Source organism: Pseudomonas sp. 43mfcvi1.1, from assembly GCF_900115935.1.
Classification (GTDB): Bacteria; Pseudomonadota; Gammaproteobacteria; order Pseudomonadales; family Pseudomonadaceae; genus Aquipseudomonas; species Aquipseudomonas bijieensis.
This window is the reverse complement of sequence record NZ_UETT01000003.1, coordinates 205,737-227,895: the sequence shown is the minus strand read 5'-3', so window position 1 is coordinate 227,895 and position 22,159 is coordinate 205,737. Positions and strand designations below refer to the sequence as shown.

16 protein-coding genes and 1 pseudogene are annotated in these 22,159 nt (G+C 61.2%); 11 read left to right on the top strand and 6 right to left on the bottom strand.

The window, feature by feature from the left end; genetic code table 11:
• Positions 1-68: 68 nt before the first annotated feature.
• The 4 genes from alr (at position 69) to DTP52_RS07135 (ending at position 4,474) form a co-directional block, all read left to right on the top strand.
• The gene (gene alr, locus DTP52_RS07150; RefSeq protein ID WP_109752696.1) at positions 69-1,142 is read left to right on the top strand and encodes an alanine racemase; all 1,074 of its coding nucleotides are present in this window, start codon (positions 69-71) and stop codon (positions 1,140-1,142) included.
• Between the two features lie 128 nt (positions 1,143-1,270).
• Positions 1,271-1,819, top strand: a complete 549-nt coding sequence (locus tag DTP52_RS07145; RefSeq protein ID WP_109752694.1) for a cupin domain-containing protein — start codon at positions 1,271-1,273, stop codon at positions 1,817-1,819.
• A gap of 182 nt (positions 1,820-2,001) precedes the next feature.
• The gene (locus DTP52_RS07140) at positions 2,002-2,415 is read left to right on the top strand and encodes a cytochrome c5 family protein (RefSeq protein ID WP_003206840.1); all 414 of its coding nucleotides are present in this window, start codon (positions 2,002-2,004) and stop codon (positions 2,413-2,415) included.
• 136 nt (positions 2,416-2,551) lie between these two features.
• Entirely contained in the window at positions 2,552-4,474 is a 1,923-nt protein-coding gene (locus DTP52_RS07135) for an acetyl-CoA hydrolase/transferase C-terminal domain-containing protein (RefSeq protein ID WP_109752692.1), read from the top strand.
• Positions 4,475-4,582: 108 nt separating this feature from the next.
• Here DTP52_RS07135 and DTP52_RS07130 read toward each other — a convergent pair whose 3' ends face one another.
• On the bottom strand, positions 4,583-5,155 hold the full coding sequence (locus DTP52_RS07130; RefSeq protein WP_109752690.1) for a xanthine phosphoribosyltransferase: 573 nt from the start codon (positions 5,153-5,155) through the stop codon (positions 4,583-4,585).
• 69 nt (positions 5,156-5,224) lie between these two features.
• Positions 5,225-7,234 carry a DNA helicase Rep gene (gene rep, locus DTP52_RS07125; protein WP_109752688.1) on the bottom strand — a complete coding sequence of 670 codons (2,010 nt, stop codon included), beginning with the start codon at positions 7,232-7,234 and terminating at the stop codon, positions 5,225-5,227.
• Between the two features lie 272 nt (positions 7,235-7,506).
• Between rep and DTP52_RS07120 the strand changes: the two genes are divergently transcribed.
• Positions 7,507-9,177: a bifunctional diguanylate cyclase/phosphodiesterase gene (locus DTP52_RS07120; RefSeq protein ID WP_109752686.1), complete on the top strand. Its 1,671-nt coding sequence runs from the start codon at positions 7,507-7,509 to the stop codon at positions 9,175-9,177.
• 108 nt (positions 9,178-9,285) lie between these two features.
• Here DTP52_RS07120 and DTP52_RS07115 read toward each other — a convergent pair whose 3' ends face one another.
• Positions 9,286-10,680 (bottom strand): NorM family multidrug efflux MATE transporter, encoded by a 1,395-nt coding sequence (locus tag DTP52_RS07115; protein ID WP_109752958.1) that lies wholly within the window; start codon positions 10,678-10,680, stop codon positions 9,286-9,288.
• 158 nt (positions 10,681-10,838) lie between these two features.
• On the opposite strand from DTP52_RS07115, the gene DTP52_RS07110 reads away from it, so the two are divergent.
• The 4 genes and pseudogenes from DTP52_RS07110 to DTP52_RS07095 all read left to right on the top strand — a co-directional run bounded on the left by DTP52_RS07110 (position 10,839) and on the right by DTP52_RS07095 (position 15,383).
• The gene (locus DTP52_RS07110) at positions 10,839-11,759 is read left to right on the top strand and encodes a LysR substrate-binding domain-containing protein (protein WP_109752684.1); all 921 of its coding nucleotides are present in this window, start codon (positions 10,839-10,841) and stop codon (positions 11,757-11,759) included.
• Between the two features lie 187 nt (positions 11,760-11,946).
• A pseudogene (locus tag DTP52_RS31545) lies at positions 11,947-13,020 on the top strand (Cache 3/Cache 2 fusion domain-containing protein); the annotation flags it as partial.
• A gap of 42 nt (positions 13,021-13,062) precedes the next feature.
• Positions 13,063-13,923: a methyl-accepting chemotaxis protein gene (locus DTP52_RS31540; RefSeq protein ID WP_370873841.1), complete on the top strand. Its 861-nt coding sequence runs from the start codon at positions 13,063-13,065 to the stop codon at positions 13,921-13,923.
• A gap of 245 nt (positions 13,924-14,168) precedes the next feature.
• Positions 14,169-15,383, top strand: coding sequence for an aldose 1-epimerase family protein (locus DTP52_RS07095; RefSeq protein ID WP_109752680.1), 1,215 nt, complete (start codon positions 14,169-14,171; stop codon positions 15,381-15,383).
• A gap of 6 nt (positions 15,384-15,389) precedes the next feature.
• On the opposite strand, the gene DTP52_RS07090 is transcribed toward DTP52_RS07095, so the two are convergent.
• Positions 15,390-16,883 (bottom strand): YifB family Mg chelatase-like AAA ATPase, encoded by a 1,494-nt coding sequence (locus DTP52_RS07090; RefSeq protein WP_109752679.1) that lies wholly within the window; start codon positions 16,881-16,883, stop codon positions 15,390-15,392.
• Positions 16,884-17,098: 215 nt separating this feature from the next.
• Between DTP52_RS07090 and DTP52_RS07085 the strand changes: the two genes are divergently transcribed.
• Positions 17,099-18,544, top strand: coding sequence for an alpha/beta fold hydrolase (locus DTP52_RS07085; RefSeq protein ID WP_109752677.1), 1,446 nt, complete (start codon positions 17,099-17,101; stop codon positions 18,542-18,544).
• Between the two features lie 150 nt (positions 18,545-18,694).
• Positions 18,695-19,972, top strand: a complete 1,278-nt coding sequence (locus DTP52_RS07080) for a sensor histidine kinase (RefSeq protein WP_109752675.1) — start codon at positions 18,695-18,697, stop codon at positions 19,970-19,972.
• 7 nt (positions 19,973-19,979) lie between these two features.
• Here DTP52_RS07080 and DTP52_RS07075 read toward each other — a convergent pair whose 3' ends face one another.
• Positions 19,980-21,614, bottom strand: coding sequence for a GMC family oxidoreductase (locus tag DTP52_RS07075; RefSeq protein ID WP_109752674.1), 1,635 nt, complete (start codon positions 21,612-21,614; stop codon positions 19,980-19,982).
• Positions 21,611-22,159, bottom strand: coding sequence for a sugar dehydrogenase complex small subunit (locus DTP52_RS07070; RefSeq protein WP_109752672.1), 549 nt, complete (start codon positions 22,157-22,159; stop codon positions 21,611-21,613). Before DTP52_RS07070 ends, DTP52_RS07075 begins: the two co-directional genes overlap by 4 nt.

The following is a 22,159-nucleotide window of genomic DNA, read 5'->3' as shown; positions in this document are numbered from 1 at the left end:
GCTGTTGGTGGTTATGCTGTCAGCCGGCGCCGGTTTTTTATTCAATGACCGCCTAGAAGTCTGCCGCCATGCGTCCAGCCCGTGCCCTGATCGACCTTCAAGCCCTGCGTCACAATTACCAATTGGCCCGCGAAGTCACCGGGGCCAAGGCCTTGGCGGTGATCAAGGCCGACGCCTACGGGCACGGTGCGGTGCGTTGCGCCGAGGCGCTGCAGGAAACGGCGGACGGGTTCGCCGTGGCCTGCATCGAAGAAGCCCTGGAACTGCGAGCCGCCGGGATCCGTGGGTCGATCCTGCTGCTGGAAGGGTTCTTCGAAGCCGATGAACTGCCGCTGATCGTCGAGCACGATTTCTGGTGCGTGGTGCATTCGTTGTGGCAGCTCGAAGCGATTGAAAAAGCCGCGCTGAGCCAGCCGATCACTGTCTGGCTCAAGCTCGATTCGGGCATGCACCGGGTTGGCCTGCATCCGGCGGACTACCAGGCCGCCTACCGTCGTCTGCTTGCCAGTGGCAAGGTGGCGAAGATTGTCTTGATGAGCCACTTCGCCCGTGCCGATGAGCTGCACGATCCCAGCAGTACCGAGCAACTGGCGATATTCGACAAAGCCCGCCAGGGCCTGGTGGCGCAGATCAGCCTGCGCAACTCACCGGCGGTATTGGGTTGGCCGCAGATCCCCAGCGACTGGGTGCGCCCGGGCATCATGCTCTACGGTGCCACACCCTTTGACGAGCCCAATGCCGTCGCCTCGCGCCTGCAACCGGTGATGACCCTGGAGTCGAAGATCATTAGTGTGCGCGAATTGCCCGCCGGCGAACCGGTGGGCTATGGTGCCCGTTTTGTGACCACGCAACCGACCCGGGTTGGCGTGGTCGCCATGGGCTATGCCGACGGCTACCCACGCCAAGCCCCCACCGGTACTCCGGTGCTGGTGGAGGGGCAGCGCAGCCAGTTGGTCGGGCGGGTGTCGATGGACATGCTGGCTGTCGACTTGACCCATATCCCCCAGGCCGGGCTCGGCTCGACTGTGGAGTTGTGGGGCAAGAACATCCTCGCCAGTGACGTCGCCAAGGCCGCCGACACGATTCCCTATCAGATTTTCTGCAACCTGCGGCGGGTGCCACGGCTCTATTCCGGGCATTGACGCACGGCGCGCGCTACCGAAAGTCGCTTCACCGCACAGGATTCGGGTCAAAGTGTTGTAAATACTGAACGCTGTCGCCATGATAACGCTCACTTTCCACACAACCTGATTCCCTGGAGGCTCCAGCATTGGACGTCGGTGAACGACTGCAAGCCATTCGTAAACTCAAAGGCCTTTCCCAGCGTGAACTCGCCAAGCGCGCGGGCGTCACCAACAGCACTATTTCGATGATCGAGAAGAACAGCGTCAGCCCCTCGATCAGCTCGCTGCGTAAGGTCCTTGGCGGGATTCCCATGTCCATGGTCGAGTTTTTCTCCGAAGAAATCCTTCAGGAGAAACCGACCCAGATCGTCTACAAAGCCAACGAACTGATCGACATCTCCGACGGCGCCGTGACCATGAAGCTGGTGGGCAGGGCACACCCGAGCCGGGCGATTGCCTTCCTCAACGAAATCTATCCGCCGGGCGCCGACACCGGCGAAGAGATGCTCACCCATGAGGGCGAGGAAACCGGGATCCTGGTGGAAGGGCGGCTGGAGCTGGTGGTCGGTGTCGAGACCTTCGTACTCGAAGCTGGCGACAGCTACTATTTCGAAAGCACCAAGCCCCACCGTTTCCGTAATCCGTTCGATGTGCCGGCGCGACTGATCAGCGCAGCCACACCGGCCAATTTCTAGAAAAAGGGCGCCAGGCCCGCCGGGCAAAGGCACACGGAGAATGTGCCGACATTGCAAACAAGACCCTTACGACTTTGGGGTTGTTTCAGTGTGACGGGCTTACCGCTATACTTGCGCCCGCCTGCAAACCGTGGCCGCAGGCGTGACTAGCCACCATTGAGGGTGTACGCGTGAACCTAATTATGAAAATGCTGGCTGCACCAGCAACCGTATTGGCCCTATGGGCAGTCAGTGCCCAAGCGGCGACCACCGACGAAATCGCCAAGCGCCTTGAACCGGTCGGCCAGGTCTGCGTTCAGGGGAAAGAATGCAAGGGCATGGAAGTTGCCACTGCCGCTGGCGGCGCGGGTGGTGCCAAGAAGCCGGCTGATGTGATTGCGAAACACTGCAACGCTTGCCATGGCACGGGCCTGCTGGGTGCGCCGAAAATCGGTGACAAGGCTGCCTGGAAAGAGCGCGCCGATCACCAGGGCGGTCTCGACGGCATCCTGGCCAAGGCCATCACCGGCATTAACTCCATGCCGCCAAAAGGCACCTGCGCCGATTGCTCGGATGACGACCTCAAGGGCGCCATCAAAGAGATGTCTGGCCTGTAATACGCCGACATCCTTCACAAAAAAGCCGCTTACGAGCGGCTTTTTTGCGTCCGCTGTTTTGCCAGGGCTGTTCATCGCAACCAAGACGCGGCAAGCTCGGTCCAACCCACATTCATGGAATGTCCAGGAGGGTCCGATGGTGCAGTTGTGTTCAATCGAACAGGCGGTGGATGACGTGCTCGAGCGCCTGCCCGCGCATATTCACCTCGGCATGCCCCTGGGGCTGGGCAAACCCAACCTGTTCGCCAACGCGTTGTACCGGCGCATCGCACAACTGCCCGAGCGACAGCTGACCATCTATACCGCCCTGAGCCTGGGCCGGCCGAACCTGGGCGATGGGTTGCAGAAACGCTTCCTCGAACCCTTTATCGAACGGGTCTTCGGTGATTACCCCGAACTGGATTACCTGGCCGACCTGCACCACGACAGCCTGCCGGCCAATATACGGGTCGAGCAGTTCTTCATGCAGCCCGGCAGCCTGTTGCACAGCGCGTCGGCCCAGCAGAACTACGTCAGCAGCAACTACAGCCACGCGGCCCGGGACATCAACGCGGCCGGCTTGAACCTGGTGGCGCAGTTGCTGGCGAGCGACCCACAGCACCCGGATCGCCTGAGCCTGAGCTGCAACCCGGACATCACCCTGGATCTGCTGCCGATGATCGCCAAGCGCCGGGCGGCCGGGGAGACCATCCTCCTGGTCGGCCAGGTACATAACGATTTGCCCTACATGCCGGGCGACGCGGAAGTCGGCATCGACACTTTCGACCTGCTGATCGACGAGAAGGACAATCACACATTGTTCTCTACACCGAACATGCCGGTGGGCTTCCAGGATCATCTGATCGGCCTGCACGCCAGTACCCTGGTGCGCGACGGCGGAACGCTGCAGATCGGCATCGGCTCCATGGGTGATGCATTGACGGCGGCCCTGCTGGCGCGCCAGGCCGATAACGCTGGTTACCAGGCGTTGCTGGCGGACCTGAACCTTAGCCAGTGGGCGCAACTGATCGAGCGCGAGGGCGGCGTCGAGCCGTTTGCCAAAGGGCTGTACGGTTGCAGCGAAATGTTCGTCAACGGTTTGCTGGTACTGGCCGAGGCCGGGATCATCCGGCGCAAGGTCTACCCCGACGAACCGACCCAGGAACGGGCCAACGCCGGGACCCTGGACGAGGCGGCGCAACCTGACGGCATCTGCATACACGGCGGATTCTTCCTCGGCCCGCAAAGTTTTTACGACCGTCTGCGCGAGTTGCCGCAAAGCCGTCGTCTCGAATTCAACATGACCCGCATCAGTTACATCAACGAGTTGTATGGCCAGGAGCAACTCAAGCGCCTGCAGCGCCTCGATGCCCGTTTCATCAACACGGTCTTCACCATGACCCTGCTGGGGGCCGGGGTGGCCGATCAGTTGGAAGATGGGCGGGTGCTCAGCGGCGTGGGCGGGCAGTACAACTTCGTCGCCCAGGGTCATGCGCTGGAGGGCGGGCGTTCGATCCTGCTCCTTCGCAGTTGGCGTGAGGCCGGAGGCGAGATCAGCTCGAACATCGTCTGGGAGTACGGCCATTGCACGATTCCCCGGCACCTGCGCGACATTGTGGTGACCGAGTACGGCATTGCCGACCTGCGGGGCAAGACCGATGCCGCGGTGATCGAGGCGCTACTGAACATCAGCGATTCACGTTTCCAGCCGGGATTGATCGAACAGGCGCAAAAAGCCGGCAAGTTGCCGAAGGATTTCCGTCTCGACCCACGATTCGCGGACAACACCTCGGAACGTTTACAGGCCATCCAGGCGCGGCACCCGAATCTATTCCCGGAGTACCCGCTCGGGTGTGATTTCGACGCCATAGAGCGGGACCTGTTGCGGGCGCTGAACTGGCTCAAGAGCAAGTTCAAGCTCACCGAGATTCTGGAGTTGGGCAAGGCGGCGCTGGATGCGCCGCAGCCCTGGGAGTTTGCCGGGCATCTGGAGCGGATGCAGCTGACCAATCCCGAAGGACTGAAGGAGGAGTTGTTCCAGCGGTTGTTGCTTGCCGGGCTCAAGGCCACCGCGCCTTAACGGTGCGCACATTCCACTGTGGGAGCGAGCCTGCTCGCGATAGCGGTCTGTCAGGCACATTGATGTGACAGACAAATCGCTATCGCGAGCAGGCTCGCTCCCACAAGGTTATTCGATGAAGGTTACGACGCCGTCCGCCAGGGACTTCACCCGGGCCAACGATTCGACGCGATAGCCCTGGGCATCCAGTTCCGCGCGCCCCCCCTGGAACGACTTCTCGATCACGATCCCCAGCCCTGCGACGGTGGCGCCGGCCTGTTTGATGATGGAGATCAGCGCCTGGGAGGCTTTGCCGTTGGCGAGGAAGTCATCGATGATCAACACCCGGTCGCTGCTGGTCAGGTGGCGCGGGCTGATGGCGACGGTGCTTTCGGTTTTCTTGGTGAACGAATACACGGTGGCCGACAGCAGGTTCTCCGTCAGGGTCAGGGACTGTTGCTTGCGAGCGAAGATCACCGGCACGCCGAGGTTCAGCCCGGTCATGATCGCCGGGGCAATGCCCGAGGCTTCGATGGTGACGATCTTGGTGATGCCCGAGTCCTTGAACAGCGCCGCGAATTCATCGCCGATCAGCTTCATCAACTGCGGGTCGATCTGGTGGTTGAGGAACGCGTCGACTTTCAGAACCTGGTCGGAAAGCACGATGCCTTGCTCGCGAATTTTCTGGTGCAGGGCTTCCATGAAGCCTCCTCTGGTGACGTCTTCAGCGTCTGGATTGGGTAAAAAGCGTGGTGGAAAAAATAGTCGATTCTAGCGCTTTAACATCGCGCGTATATCCGCCAGGGCGCTGTTGCCGCGCACGACTTTGACTTCCGTCGGCGTGTCGTCGTTGCCTTCCCAGGCCAGGTCGTCCGGCGGCAGTTCATCGAGAAAGCGGCTCGGGGCGCAGTCGATCACTTCGCCGTATTGCTTGCGCTTGGCGGCGAAGGTGAAGGCCAGTGTCTGGCGCGCCCGGGTAATCCCGACGTAGGCCAGGCGCCGTTCTTCTTCGATGGTGTCGGCCTCGATGCTGGAGCGGTGTGGCAGGATCTCCTCTTCCATGCCCATGATGAACACATAGGGGAACTCCAGGCCCTTGGAGGCGTGCAGCGTCATCATTTGCACGCCTTCGGCGCCGTCTTCCTCTTCCTGCTGGCGCTCGAGCATGTCCCGCAGTACGAGTTTGCCGATGGCGTCCTCGACCGTCATGTCGCCGTCTTCGTCTTTTTCCAGGGTGTTCTTCAAAGCCTCGATCAGGAACCAGACGTTACCCATGCGGTAATCGGCAGCCTTGTCGCTGGAGCTGTTGGTGCGCAGCCAGTTCTCGTAGTCGATGTCCATCACCATGCTGCGCAGTGCCGAGATCGGATCTTCCCCGGCGCACTGCTCGCGGACCTTGTCCATGAAGCGCTTGAAGCGCGCCAGGCGATCGGTGAAGCGGCTGTCCAGATGCTCGCCCAGGCCGATTTCGTCGGTGGCGGCGTACATCGAGATCTTGCGCTCGGTGGCGTAGTTACCGAGCTTTTCCAGGGTGGTCGAACCGATTTCCCGGCGCGGCACGTTGATGACCCGCAGGAAGGCGTTGTCGTCGTCCGGGTTCACGATCAGGCGGAAGTAGGCCATCAGGTCCTTCACTTCCTGGCGTCCGAAAAAGCTGTTGCCCCCCGACAGGCGATAAGGGATCTGGTGATGCTGCAGCTTCAGCTCGATCAGCTTGGCCTGGTAGTTGCCGCGATACAGGATCGCAAAATCGCTGTACGGCCGGTCGGTGCGCAGGTGCAGGCTGAGGATTTCCATGGCCACGCGCTCGGCTTCGGCGTCTTCGTTGCGGCAACGGATCACGCGGATCTCGTCACCGTGGCCCATTTCGCTCCACAGTTGCTTTTCGAACTCGTGGGGGTTGTTGGAAATCAGCACGTTGGCACAGCGCAGGATGCGGCTGGTGGAGCGGTAGTTCTGCTCCAGCATCACCACTTTGAGCGATGGATAGTCTTCCTTGAGCAGCATCAGGTTTTCCGGCCGCGCGCCGCGCCAGGCATAGATCGACTGGTCGTCGTCGCCTACCACGGTGAACTGGTTGCGTTTGCCGATCAGTAGCTTCACCAGCAGGTACTGGCTGGCGTTGGTGTCCTGGTATTCGTCCACCAGCAGGTAGCGGACCTTGTTCTGCCATTTTTCGAGGATGTCGGCGTGGTCCTGGAACAGCTTGACCGGCAACAGGATCAGGTCGTCGAAATCCACCGCGTTGAACGCCTTGAGCGTGCGCTGGTAGTGGGTGTAGACGATGGCGGCGGTCTGCTCCTTGGGGTTGCGGGCGTTTTCCAGGGCTTCTGGCGGCAGGATCAGGTCGTTTTTCCAGGCGCCGATCATGTTCTTGATCTCGTCCACGCCGTCGTCGCCCGAGTATTCCTTCTGCATGATGTCGGTCATCAGGGCCTTGACATCGGTCTCGTCGAAAATCGAGAAGCCCGGTTTGTAGCCCAGTCGCGCGTGTTCCTTGCGGATGATGTTCAGGCCCAGGTTGTGGAAGGTACAAACCGTCAAGCCACGGCCCTCACCGGCGCGCAGCAGGCCGCCGACCCGCTCCTTCATTTCCCGGGCGGCCTTGTTGGTGAAGGTCATGGCGACGATGTACTGGGCGCGGATGCCACAATTCTGGATCAGGTGCGCGATCTTGCGGGTGATTACGCTGGTCTTGCCGGAGCCTGCGCCGGCGAGCACCAAAAGAGGGCCGCCGACATAGTTCACGGCTTCTTGCTGCCGGGGATTGAGTCGGGACATGACAGAGTCAGGGATTCGTTTGCGAAATGGGCCGGCATTTTAACAGGCTCAGAGAATTGTGCTGCTCTGTCCGACTTGTGACGCACACCGCATTGTCATTTGCCGCTTCTGCTACTTTCACGCAGGATGTGGGGCCAATTGCGTCCAGCACAGGATTTCGAGTGGAAAAAACCACCGAAAGCGCGTGTTTGAGAACCATTGGCATTGGTCATTGCCCATCGGCGCGTCATAATGCCCGGCGCCTACCACCTTGCAGAGTCTAGGGAGTCAGCTTGTCAACGCCTGTCGAACCCTTGCGTTTGCTGTTATTGGCCCAAGAGCCTGCGTGGTCAGCAATATTGCGCGAGTGCCTGGCGCCCATGGGGCCCTCGGTCGTGTTGATCAGCGCCCCGAGCTGGGAGTCAGTCAGCAGCCTGTTCGAAGATAACCGCAACGCGGTACTGCTGACCGTTGCGGCGTTACAACCGGCGCCGGGCCGTTGCAGCCTGCCCACTATCCTGTTGCTTGAGCACGAACCGGCGCTGGCCCCCGACGGCGTCAGCGACTGGTTGGTGCGTGATGCCCTCGACACCGCGACCCTGCGTCGTTGCCTGCGCCATGTGCGCGAACGTGGCGTGCTGGAAAACACCTTGCAGCGCCTTGCCGAACAGGACCCGTTGACGGGCATTGCCAATCGCCAGGGTTTCCAGACGCTGCTGGCGGCACGTCTGGCGGAAAACGATGGCCGGGGCCTGGCCCTCGGTCACCTGGACCTGGACAACTTCCGTCACGCCAACGACGCCCTTGGCCATCAGGCCGGTGATCGCTTGATCCTGCAAGTGGTGTCGCGACTCAAGAGCTCGCTCGAGGCCGGCGATCAATTGGCGCGCTTGGGCAGCGATGAATTCGCCCTGCTGATCGACACCCGCCGCGCGCCACAACGGGCCGAGTGGATGGCCGAGCGCATTACCGAAGCCTTGGCCGAGCCCTATTGGGTGGACGGTGAAAGCCTGCTGATCGGTTGCAGCCTGGGCGTTGCCCACGCTCGTGCCCAGGCCGGCGCCGATCCGCTGATGTGGCACGCCCACATCGCCATGCAGCAGGCCAAGAGCACCCAGGGCTGCACCTTTCATATCTTCAACGAGCGCATCAACCGCAACGCCCGCAGCCTCGCCGACCTGGAAAGCGAACTGCGCCGGGCACTGCGCCGTGACGAGTTGGAGCTGCATTACCAGCCACGGCTGAACCTCGATGGCGGCCACATTGTCGGCCTCGAAGCGTTGGTGCGCTGGCGTCATGGCGAACGCGGATTGTTGCCACCGAGTGAGTTCGTGCCGCTGGCCGAACAGAGCGGCCTGATCGTGCCACTGGGCTACTGGGTGATTTCCCGGGCGCTGCGGGACATGCAGGCCCTGCGCGAACGGGGGCTGGCGCCGTTGCACATGGCAGTCAACCTGTCGTTCCGGCAGTTCCAGGACAGCCAGTTGCTGCCGACCCTGAGCCGACTGATTGCCGAACGGGGGGTCGAGGCGCAATGGCTGGAATTCGAACTCACCGAAACCGCCGTCATGCGCCGCAGCGAGCTGGTCAAGCAGACCATGGATGCCCTGGGCCGCCTGGGGGTGCGCTTCTCCCTGGACGACTTCGGCACCGGGTTCTCCTCGTTCGTGCACCTCAACAGCCTGCCCATCGCCTTGCTCAAGATCGACAAGAGCTTCGTCGGCGGCATGGAGCAGCGCGAAGAGAATCGCAAGCTGGTGCACGCCATGATCAACCTGGCCCACAACCTCAACCTGGAGGTGGTGGCTGAAGGTGTGGAAACCCGGGAGCAACTGGACCTGCTGCGCGGCTTTGGTTGCGACCAGGTACAGGGCTTTTTGATCAGCAAGCCGTTGCCGCTGCCTGAATTGGTTGAATACCTGACATTCGATGGCAATCAGCAGTCCACACTGGAAATGAGCTAATACAAATTCCTGTGGGAGCGAGCCTGCTCGCGATAGCGGTAGACCAGTCGGCAGCTATATTGACTGACACATCGCCATCGCGAGCAGGCTCGCTCCCACAAGGGATGCTCATTCAGTCTGAACGACCTCGAAACGTTGCTGCCCAGGCTCACTGCGAATCATCCGTTTCATTTTCCATTCAAACGCCGCTGTCAGGCTCACGGCCGCGCAGGCCAGCCCCAGGGCCAGGCCCCACCAGACGCCGGTCGGCCCCCTGTTGAGGTGAAACGCCATCCACCACGCCGCCGGCGCGCCAATCAGCCAATAGCATCCCAGGCCCACCAGGAAGGTGGTCTTGGCGTCCTTCAGTCCACGAATGCAGCCCATGGCAATGGTTTGCGTGCCGTCGAACAGCTCGAACCATGCCGCCACCGCCAGCAGGCTTACGGCCAGGTTGATCACGTCGCGGAACGCCGGGTCGTCGTGGTCCAGGAACAGGCCGACCAATTGATGGGGCAGCAACCAGAACACCATGGCGAACGCCAGCATGGCCGCCGCGCCAAAGCCGATCCCGACCCGACCGGCCAGGCGCGCCATCAGCAACTGCCCGGCACCGTAGTGCTGACCGATGCGCATGGTGATGGCGTAGGACATCCCCGCCGGCACCATGAACGCCACCGAGACGATTTGCAGGGCGATCTGGTGGGCGGCCAACGGTGTGCTGCCCATGGTGCCCATGCACAGCGCGGCGAACGCAAACAGCCCGACTTCCACCGCGTACGTGCCGCCAATCGGCAGGCCCAGGCGCCACAGTTCCTTGAGGTATTGGCGATTGGGCCGCGACAGGCCGTCGAGCAGGGGGTAGGCACGGTAGGCCGGGTGCCGATGGATGTGCCAGGCCAGTGCCAGGGCCATGCAGTTGGCGACGATGGCCGTGACCAGGCCGATCCCCATCAAGCCGAGTTTCGGCAGGCCGAACATGCCGGTGATGAGCGCGTAGTTGAGCAGGAAGTTGGCCACCGTGCCGCCGAGGCTGATCACCATGACCGGTGTGGCTCGGCCAATGGCGCTGGTGAAGCCGCGCAGGGCCATGAAGCTCAGATAGCCGGGCAGGGCGAACGGCAGCGCCAGCAGGAACTGTCCGGCGGAGAGTACGTTGGTTTCGGTCTGGCCGAACATCAGCAGTACGGGCTTGAGGTTCCACAGCAGCAACCCGGCCATCAGCGCCATCAGCCAGGCCAGCCACAGCCCGGCCTGGGTCAGCCGGGTCGCGCCTTCGACATCGCCCGCGCCCTGGCGGATCGCGACCAGGGTGCCCACCGCGGCGATCACGCCAATGCAGAAGATCGACACGAACGAATAGGTGGCCGCCCCGAGCCCGCCGCCGGCCAGGGCTTCGGGGCTCAGGCGCGCCATCATCACGGTGTCGGTGAGCACCATCAGCATGTGCGCCAACTGTGAGGCAATCAACGGCCCCGCCAGCCGCAGGATGGCCCAGAGTTCGGTACGCACAGGATGCCGCATGATCATCACGCTCCATGTTCAAACAAGGCAGTAAAGCGACGATTCTCGGCGCTCTCGGCCGATTGCACAAAAGGATAAAAAAGATCGCTGGCATGATTAAAACTCATGCTGGATGGGTTTCTGGTAGGGTTGGCAAACAACGCCATGGAGCTTTTGCGATGTCTCGTCGTCTTCCGCCTCTTTATGCGCTGCGGGCATTCGAAGCCGCGGCGCGCTACAGCTCGTTCACTCGGGCCGCTGAAGAGCTGTCGATCACCCAGAGCGCGGTCAGCCGGCACATTCGCACGCTGGAAGATCACTTTGCCTGCCGGCTGTTCCAGCGCAGCGGGCGCAACCTGCAACTGACCGAGGCGGCGCGGTTGCTGTTGCCGGGGGTACGTGAGGGCTTCATGGCGCTGGAGCGGGCCTGTCATACCTTGCATGGCGAGGATGGCATCCTGCGCATGAAAGCGCCTTCCACACTGACCATGCGCTGGTTGTTGGCGCGCCTGAGTCGCTTCCGGCATTTGCAGCCCGGCAACGAGGTGCAGCTGACCAGTGCCTGGATGGACATCGACTCGGTGGACTTCAACGTCGAGCCCTTCGATTGCGCCGTATTGCTGGGCAACGGGCACTTTCCCGCGGACTGGGAGGCCAGTTTGCTGTTTCCCGAGGAGTTGATCCCGGTGGGCGCGCCGAACCTGTTGAATGACCAGCCCTGGGATGTGGCGCGGTTGGCCAGCGCTGAATTGCTGCACCCCACGCCGGATCGCCGGGACTGGCGCAACTGGCTGCAACGCATGGGCCTGTCCGACAAGGTTTCGCTCAAGGGGGGACAGGTGTTCGATACCCTGGAGCTGGGCATGATCGCGGCGGCACGCGGCTATGGTGTTTCCATGGGCGACCTGCTGATGGTGGCCGAGGATGTCGCCCAGGGGCGCCTGAGCTTGCCATGGCCGACCGCAGTCGCCAGCGGTGAACACTATTACTTGGTCTGGCCAAAAACCCGTCCGGGTGGTGAACGTTTGCGCCGGCTCAGCGACTTCCTTCAGGGTGAAGTAAAGGCCATGCAATTACCCGACGTCGAGCGCCTGGGCTGAAACGTTGTAGTTGGCGTGATAGCCGCTTGGCATTAATCCTTGCGAACCGCTCAAGTATTTGGCTTTGCCGCCGAATCCGTGAGCATGGAACCTTCGTGCAGAAAGGGCCAACTTTCACCTCACCCGAATAGAATGCCGAGCGTGCGAGCGTGATCAGGATGATCCGGTCTCTCGGCCAGGAGCCGTCATGTCTCAACCCCGTGCCCGGATCGCCTCACAGCTAGGCCTTGCCCTCGCTGTGATATTGGCGATCGTGATCTCCGGCAGTACCGTTTTCGCCCTGCGTTCGCTGGACACTGCCAACCTCGCCACCCGTGAAGAGCACCTGGCCAGCGAAGCGCGTCTGATGGCCGATCAGCTCAATACGTTCCACAGCACCTTGCGCGAGAGTACTCAACGGTTGGCCGGCCTGTTCGAAAAGCGCTTCAGCGCCGGCCTGAGCGTGCATCCGGACCAGCCGGTGACGGTGGCGGGCGTACAAACCCCCGGCTTGAGCCTGGGCGGCGAAGTGTTGAACAACAACTTCAAGGAAGTGGATGACTTCAAAGCGATGACCGCCGGGGTTGCCACGGTTTTCGTGCGCAGCGGCGACGATTTCATCCGCGTCAGTACCTCAGTCAGCAAGCAGGACGGTACGCGGGCCATCGGTACCGTGCTCGACCGTGCCGGCCCTGCCTACGGTCCGGTGATCAGCGGGCAGAGCTACATCGGTCGAGCCCTGCTTTTCGGACGCTTCTACATGTCGCAGTACACGCCCGTACGCGACAGCAGCGGCAAGATCATTGCCGTGTTGTACGTAGGCTTCGACTACACCGACGCGCAGAATGCGCAGTTCGAGAACCTCAAGCGCTTCCGCATCGGCCAGACCGGTTCGCTGGCCTTGCTGGATGAACAGAACAAATGGCTGGTGCCGCCGGCCGGCGTGCAGGCGCTGGACCAGGCGAGCGCGACCATCGTTGGGCTGGTCAAGAAACCGGGCAAGGGGGCGTTCTGGACCGATACCGCCGAAGATTTCTACAGCGTTGCCGTACCGTTCGAGGGCGGGCCGTGGGCGGTGGTGGCGAGCATGCCGAAAGCCGAGATTCGCGCCGTGACCTGGAGCGTCGGTACTCAGCTGGCCATTGGCAGCCTGCTGGCGATGTTGTTGGCGGTGGGCTCGGCGATGTGGCTGTTGCGTAGCAAACTGGCGCCGCTCGGCGATCTGGTTCGCCAGGCCGAAGCCTTGGGTGCTGGCGACCTGAGCGTGCGCTTGAATGTGTCGAGTCATGATGAGATCGGTCAGTTGGCCCGTGCCTTCAACCAGATGAGCCAGGCCTTGTCGACCATGGTCGAGCACATCCGCAAGGCCTCCCAGGAGGTCAACAGCCGCGCCCAGGCGCTGTCCGGATTGTCCAGTGGGGCGTATGAAGGCATGGAGCAGCAGTCCGGCGAAATCACCAGCATGGCCGGCGCGGTGGAAGAGTTCAGTGCGACCTCATTGAACATTGCTGACAACATGGGCAACACCGAGCGCCTGGCCCAGGAAAACGCCCAGCAAACCCGCATTGGCCGGACCTCTATGGATGAAGCGTCGTCGTCCCTGGAACAGATCGCCGGTGCGCTGAACAGCACCGCCACGGTCATCAATACCTTGGGCCAGCGTTCGCAGGAAATCGGCGGTATCGTTGGCGTTATCACCTCGATCGCCGAGCAGACCAACCTGCTGGCCTTGAACGCCGCCATCGAAGCCGCCCGCGCAGGCGAGCAGGGCCGTGGTTTTGCCGTGGTGGCCGATGAAGTCCGCAGCCTGGCATCTCGCACCCGCCAGGCCACCGACGAAATTTCCAGCATGATTAACAGCATCCAGCAGGAAACCGGCAATGCCATCAGCACGATGGAGCAGGGCAACCTGTTGATGCAGGAAGGCCTGTCGCGCAACGCCAACGTGGCCTCGGCCCTGGCGCGCATCGACGAGCAAAGTCGCTCGGCCGGCCAGCAATTTGCCGCGATTACCACCGCCACCCAGGAACAAAGCAGTACTGCGACCTTGCTCAGCAGTAACCTGCAAAGCATCGCCATGGCCAACAGCGAACAGCGGCAAGTGGTCTCGAACCTGGCACTCACCGCCAAGGAACTGGAAAAACTGGCCCAGGACCTGCGCCAAGAGGTCGATCGGTTCCGCTGAAGCGTCTTGCACCGCTGTCACGAGCAAGCTCACCCAGACCTCCTGTGAGTGAGCTTGCTCGCGATGACGGCAGCCCCGTCAACATCATCTCAATCTGATCCACCGCTATCGCGAGCAAGCTCGCTCCCACCGAAAGCTTCCAACCCGCTGGTCGTTGCTTTTTAAGGATATTGCTGTTTTTAAGCTTGCTGAAACGTTTCTTCAAGTCTATAAAAACCGCACAACTCCAATAAAAGGTCGTGACCATGACTCCGCTCAAACTCCTCGTTACCCTTGGCGCTCTAAGCGCTGCCTCCCATGCGATGGCTTGGGATTACGTCCTGCTGGATACGGATAAAGCCGCTCAACCCTGGCAAATCACCAGCCAGCAACTGGGCGTGAAGACCGGCAAGCCCTTTTCCGTGACGATGCGCACCTTGCACGGTGGCCGCCAGGAAGGCGTCAGCATCGTCGACATCGACAACGGTACCCTGAAGCTTTCCGTCGTCCCGACCCGCGGCATGAACGTGCTGCAGGCTTCGGTCGGGAATGTGCGCATGGGCTGGGATTCGCCCGTCAAGGAAGTGGTCAATCCGGCGTTCATTGAGCTCAATGGTCGAGGCGGACTGGGCTGGCTCGAAGGTTTCAATGAACTGGTGACTCGCTGTGGCTACGAATGGGTCGGCCATCCCGGCATGGACAATGGTGAGCTGCTGACCCTGCATGGTCGTGCAGCCAACATCCCGGCCAACAAGGTCACTTTGCACATCGATGAAAAACCTCCGTACGCCATCACATTGCGAGGCGAGTTGAAGGAGCAGGCCTTCAAGAAGGTCGATTTCTCGGTGCAGACCGAACTGGTCACCGAGCCCGGTAGTGTGGCTTTCACCCTCAACGATACGCTGACCAACAACGGCGACTATCCAAAGGAATACCAAGCGCTCTATCACAGCAACTTCAGCACGCCGTTCCTGGAGCAGGGCGCTCGTTTCGCGGCACCGGTCAAGCAGGTCTCGCCGTTCAACGACAAGGCCAAGGGCGACTTGCCCGATTGGCAAACCTACCGGGCCCCGACCAAGGATTACGACGAAACCGTCTATAACGTCGTGCCCTACGCCGACGCCAAGGGCGACACCCTTACCGTGCTGCATAACAAGGCCGGCAGCCTCGGGGTATCGGTGGGCTTCAACACCAGCACGCTTCCCGTGTTCTCCCTGTGGAAAAACACCGATACCCAGGGCCAGGGCTACGTGACCGGGCTGGAGCCAGGCACCAGTTTTTCCTATAACCGCCGGTATCAGCGACCACTGGGCCTGGTTCCCATGATCGCGCCGAAAGAGCACAAGCAGTTCCAGATCCACTACAGCCTGCTGGCGGATAAGGGCGCCGTGGATAAAGCCCTCAAACGCATCGATGAAATCCAGGGTGGCCGGGAAACCGAGGTGCGGGGTACGCCGCTGGTGGACCTGAGCAAGCCGTGACGCACTTCAGGGCGTAGCGGGCCGATACTGCAACGCCTCGGCCAAGTGCTCCCGACTGATCCGATCCACCCGCTCAAGGTCTGCCAACGTACGGGCGACCTTGAGCAGGCGGTGGGCGGCGCGCAGCGACAGGGTCAGTCGTTCGCAAGCGGTTTCCAGCCAGGTTTCATCGAGTGCGGATAGTTTGCAATGCCGACGCAAGCCCGGCAGATCCAGGAATGCGTTGGCACAGCCCTGGCGTTTTTGCTGGCGTTCCCGGGCTTCGGCCACGTGCTCGGCGACGGTGGCCGTATCGGCACCGGGTTCGCTTTTGGGATTCAACGCCGTGGCCTCGCGGGCGACCGTCAGGTGCAGGTCGATGCGGTCCAGCAGGGGGCCGGAGAGCTTATTGCGGTAGCGCTGCACCATGTCTGGCGTACAGGAGCAACGGCCGCTGGGCTCGCCTAGGTATCCACAGGGGCAGGGATTCATTGCTGCCACCAACTGGAAACGCGCCGGGAAGCGGACTCGGTCGCGGGCACGAGAAACCACGATGTGCCCAGACTCCAGCGGCTCCCTCAAGACCTCCAGCACCCGGCGGTCGAACTCTGGCAGTTCATCTAAAAACAACACGCCATGGTGGGCGAGGGTGATCTCCCCTGGCTGCGGTTTTGACCCGCCACCCACCAGCGCGGGACCGGAAGCCGAGTGGTGGGGCTGGCGAAACGGCCGTTGCGGCCAATGGTTCAACGGCACGCAACTGGCCACCGACTGGATGGCCGCGACCTCCAGGGCCTCACTTTCCGCCAACGGCGGTAACAGCCCCGGCAAACGGCTCGCCAGCAGTGTCTTGCCGGTGCCCGGTGGCCCGCTGAACAGCAGGTTATGAGCTCCCGCGGCGGCGATCAGCAGTGCCCGCTTGGCCCCGGCCTGGCCTTGCACTTCATTCAGGTCGGGGTAGGGTTTGCTGGCCGAGAGCAGTCCATTGGAAACGAAAGGCTCGACCGGCGTGTGACCGTTGAAATGCGCCACCGCTTCGAGCAGATGATCCACGGCGATCACCTTCAGCCCCGAGGCCAGGCAGGCTTCCTCGGCATTGGCCCGTGGTACCACCAGCATGCGCCCGGCCTTGCGCGCCGCCAGTGCCGCGGGTAACACCCCGCGCACCGGACGCACCGCGCCGGACAATGCCAGCTCACCGAGGCATTCCACATCGTCAAGCGTCAGGGTTGGCACCTGCACGCTGGCCGACAGGATCCCCAAGGCAATGGCCAGGTCGAAGCGCCCGCCGTCCTTTGGCAGATCTGCCGGAGCCAGGTTCAGGGTGATGCGCCGCGCCGGGAAATTCAGCCCCGAATTGATGATCGCGCTGCGCACCCGATCCTTGCTTTCCTTTACCGCCGCCTCTGGCAGGCCCACCATCGTCAGCGATGGCAAGCCGTTGGCCAAGTGAACTTCAACGGTAACGGCAGGAGCCTCGACCCCGACTTGGGCGCGGCTGTGGACAATGGCGAGCGACATGAATCGTTCCTTGAGTGAAGGGGGCGCCGCGTCCTGCGGCTCTTGAAGATTAGTCGTGCAGATGCGCTTGGGCGCGGCAATTGAAGGGGGAATTTTGGCAGGATGTTGCGCAGTGCCGATCAGCCTGCGATTTGGCTAATGGAAGGCGAGTGGCATGATGCCATTAAGCCCCCAATTCTCTTCTACACTTCTGGAACTTAAAGGGAGGGGATCGCATGAAGCTCTTGACTTGGCTGATAACGATTGTTGTGTTGGCGGGGTGTGCAGGTCATAAGGGGACGGATTACCAGAATGCCAAAATGCACATGCTTTACATCGATGGGGATGGAAATCTCATTGATCCAAACCAAAAAACAATCATCGGTGAGCCAGGTGATCTGGCGAAGACAAAAGCCGATGAGAAGGCATATCTCGAGAACATTTTGCAGAACTATACAGCGCTGCGGAACAGGGATAAGAAATTAAGAATTACCTTGTTCATACATGGCGGACTGAACAATTTTTCTACAGCGGTCGATCGTCCCGAAAGAATGGTGGACGAGATGCTTGCGGATCATCAGTATCCGATTTTTATTGCCTGGAATTCAGACTTTTGGCCCAACTATGCCGATCATCTGTTTAGAATTCGAAAAGGCCTGAATAGGCCGGTACTCGGTGCGATGACCTCGCCCGTTGTATTGATCGAGGATTTAGGGCGATCCTTGGTCAGGGTTCCATCTTCGTTATACAAGGAGATTTCAGACCCTCTCGCGGTTTCCAAAAGCGTCAATAGTGTCGATGAAGCGAATTACCAGGAAAGAGTTGATAAACTGGACGACATGGGGTTTCAAATAAGTAATCCACCGCCCCATGTCGGTGTTGGCAGTGATTACTACACCGTGTGGAATCCGGTCAAGCTGGGGGTAGCCCCCTTGGTCGACGGCTTCGGAACCGGGGCATGGGATGGAATGCTTCGTCGTACTGACCTGGTGCTGACTAAAAATATTGCGTTTGAAGGCGACTTAATCACAGAACCCGATAAAGAGTTCAAGGGGCCGGTTCGCTACGCTGATACGGCCGTTACCGCACTTCTTCATCGTTTGGAAAAAAAAGGCAATCAACAAGGTTCTTCATACCCCGTTGATGGGAGTGAGATAAATATTGTTGGCCACAGTATGGGGGCCATTGTCGCGGTTAATATACTTGCCAGGCATCCGGATCTTAACGTGAACAATCTGGTTTTCATGGGCGCTGCGGCTCGGGTGAAGGAGGTCGAAAATGTCGTTGTGCCTTGGTTGGTGACAAGGCCTGAAGTGGACTTCTGGAATTTGAGCCTGGATCCATACAGGGAAGTCGGTGAAAATTTCTTTTATGACTTCATCCCGCGCGGGAGTCTCTTGAACTGGATTGACTATACGTTTGGCGAGGTCAATTCATTCAAGGACCGAACAGCCGGGTCTTGGTGGAATATGACTCGGCTGGCTGAAGATGTTTTCCCCAATGCCCAGGTTGTCGATGATGTGGCGTGTTACCGACCACTGCGCAACAGGGTGCATTTAACTCGCTTCCCTATAGACAATCACGGCAGGTGGCCACAGAAGCATGGGGAGTTTGCCGACTACAAGTTCTGGCGGGAGAGCTATTGGATGGCTGAGTCTGCAGTGAAGCTGGACAGGCCATAGAGGTTCACGGTGGCCCCTTACGCTTTCTTCACCATCACGGGGGCCCCAAAAGCCCCCTCGGGGGCAAATTGTCCGAGGCCAGCGCTCTGCTAGACTGCGATTTGCCCAGTCGGCACTTGGCTGTATCAACGGCACAGGGAGGAAGTGGCCATGAACGATCTGCTGGCTCTGTTAACCGACAAGCGTTTCATGCCCCACGGGCATTGCTATATGTGGCGTCCGGACCTGCTGTGGACCAATGTGATCGCCGACGGCTTGATCACTTTGTCCTACGTCACCATTCCCTTCACCCTCCTGTACTTTATCCACAAGCGCAAAGATGTGCCGTTCGATTGGATGCTGGCGGCCTTTGGCGTGTTTATCCTGGCCTGCGGCACCAGCCATGTGATGGAGATCCTGACTATCTGGCAGCCCTATTACTGGCTGTCGGCGCTGGTCAAGGTGATCACCGCGATTGCCTCCGTGATTACCGCCATCCTGCTGGTCCGGTTGGTGCCGGCGGCGCTGAAGATTCCCAGCCCGCAGCAATTGGCCAAGGTCAACGACGAGTTGCGCGAGGCGCAGGCCGAACTGGTCACCACCGCCCGCCGGGCCGGCATGGCGGAGATCGCCACCAACGTGCTGCACAACGTGGGCAATGTGCTCAATAGCGTCAACGTGTCAGCCCAGGTCCTGTACGAGAAGGTGCATACATCCAAGGGCCCAGGAGTAGCCAAGGTCGTCCAACTGATGAGGGAGCATCCCGATGACCTCGGCGATTTCATCAGCAGCGACCCTAAAGGTCGCGCGCTACCCGACTATCTCGACAAACTGGCCGATGCGCTGGCCATCGAACAGCAGGCGATGATCGCCGAGTTGGCGCAGTTGACCCGCAGAATCGACCATATCAAGGAAATCGTCGCCACCCAGCAGTCCTACGCCGGCAACTCCAGCGTATTGGAGCCGGGCTCGCTGCGAGAGTTGGTCGAGGATGTCGTACGCATTTGCGATGTATCCCTGACCCGCCACCACATCACGCTGATCAAGGAATTCATCGATATCCCGCAAATGCCGCTGGACAAGCACCGAGTGCTGCAGATCCTGGTCAATCTGATCAACAACGCCAAGCAGGCGCTGGACGCGGGTACGAATCGGCCGCCGCAGATCATCCTGCGCCTGAAGGTCGTTGACGATGGGCGTGTGCGGGTCGAGGTCGAGGACAACGGCGAGGGGATTGCGCAGGACAACCTGGAGCGGGTGTTCGAGCACGGCTTCACCACGCGTGTCGACGGCCACGGTTTTGGTTTGCACAGCTGCATTCTGGCGGCGCACGAGATGGGCGGCGATCTGACCGCGCAGAGCGCCGGGCCGGGCCGCGGCGCGCTGTTTAGCCTGGAACTGCCGCTGGCACTGACCCCGGCCCACTCTCAGCGGGCGGCGGAGGGTTGAACAGGCCCTACACCTCCCTCAGCAATTGATCGGCGATCCGTATGCTCAGTGCGGCCCCTGTCAGCGTGGGGTTCACGCAGGATGATGACGGCATCACGCTGGTCCCGGCGATAAACAGATTGGCGTGGTCGTGGCTGCGGCAGTCGCGGTCGACCACCGAGTTTTTCGGATCGTTACCCATGATGGTGGTGCCCATGATGTGCTGACGGTTCTGGAAGTTGACGTCGGTGCTGAGGATGTCGGCGTCGAGCAGGTGGGCGAACTGCTTGAGGTCCTCCAAGGCCTTTTCCTTGCCCGCGTGCCAGTAGTCGGGAACGCTGTAGTAGATCTCCGGCACCGGCAGGCCAATCGCGTCGAAGCGGGTCTTGCTCGGAGTGACGCGGTTTTCCGGCAGCGGCAGGGTTTCGAAGTCCACTGCCCAGTTCAAGGAGCGCGCCGACTGCAGGCGGATCTGTTCGTCGAGCTTGGAGCCCAGCACGCCCTTGGCGATCAGGTTGGTGGTGATCTGCGAGGTGGGCACCGTGTTGCGCACCTTGATCTTGTAGCTCGGGTAATCCTTGCGGAAGGCGCCGTCGCGGCTGTTCAGGTAGACCAGCAACTGGGTCGGTCCCTCGCCGGGCCACATGTCCTCCTTGGTCATCACGTTCATGCTCACGCCGGTGTGGTCCATCAGGTTGCGGCCGACCTGGTCGGAGGTGTTGGCGATGCCGTTGGGGTATCGCTCGGACGTGGACATCAGCAACAGCTTCGGCGATTCGATGCCATAGGCCGCCAGCACGAAGTAGCGGGCGGTCAGGCGATGCTGGGTCTTGTCCGGGCGCATGTACCAGATCGCGGTGATCTTGCCGTCGTCACCGGCCTCGATCCGGTACACCACCGAGTTGTCCAGGACCTTGGCGCCATGGCGCTCGGCCTCGTCGATGTGCATCGAACCGTCGTACTTGGCGGCAATCGGGCAGACCGGGTTGCAGTTGTTGTTGCCCGCGCACGGCGGACGCTTGCCATAGGGGCGGGTGGCGCGTCCGTTGGGTTCGAGGATCGGGTTGTAGCCGCCCTTGCTCAACAGGCTCGAGAGACGCTTGAACATGTAGCTGGGCTTGAGGCCTTCCATCGGGTAAGGGATTGAGCGCGGTGGATAGGCCGCGCCACCCTGGCCGCTTTCATCCTGGCCGTCGACCCCGGACACACCCAGCTCGGTCTCGGCGCGGGCGTAGAAAGGCTCCAATTCGTCATAGCTGATTGGCCAGTCACGCCCGCGCCCGTAGAGGGCGTTGAGGCGGAAGTCGTTGGGCAGCATGCGCCACAGCGAGGAACCGAAGTGCCAGGTGGTGCCGCCGACCACCCGCAGGTAGGAGGTGTTGTACTTCACCGGGCCGACCTGCTGCAGGTAGTCGCCATAGGTGGAAGGTGCGTGGGGCAAGCTTGGATAGGGCGAACCGGCGCCTTGCAGCTTGGCATTGGCCAGTGAGAGCTTGACCGGCGCATTGCGGAAGGTTTCGACGATGTCGCGGCGGTTCACCCGCGGGCCCGCTTCGAGAACGATCACGGACTTGTTCGACTTGGCCAGCTCGCTGGCAATCAAGCCACCCATCACGCCGGAGCCGATGACGACCACATCGGCGTCGTAAACAACGCTGCTCATAGTTTGAAATCCTGCGTGTCGGCTGGCTTGGCGCCCCAGGAGTCGGGGCCGCCACCGTAGGTTGGAATGATGAGAATGCCGTGGGTCGGGCGATACATCAGCGCCTCGGAGTAACTGATCAGTTCGGCATCGGCGAGCTCGCCGACGATGCCCAGGTACCAGGCCGAAATGATGCTGGTGGCCGTCGCTTTCAACGATGGGTCCGGGTTGGCCTGGGCCAGGTATTCATCCACATGCTTGAAGCCCTGCCCGTCGACCAGTTGCCTGAGGGCGCCGACATTGCCACTGAAGTTCGGTGCGCGCCGGCTCAGGGCGCGGTAGTAGCGCGCCGCCAGGACCGGGTTGACCGGACGGCTGACCAGGAATTGCGACAGGGCGATAAAGTCCTGGTCGCCCTCGGCCATCACCGATTGCCAGGGGCCGAGGCCTCCGACCAAGGCCACCAGGCCCAGGGTGACCGACCCGCGCAGCAGGCCGCGGCGGGATAGGTGGTTGGTGGGGGTAGATGAAACGGGCATGTGTTTGTCGGTCATTGAAGTGTCCAT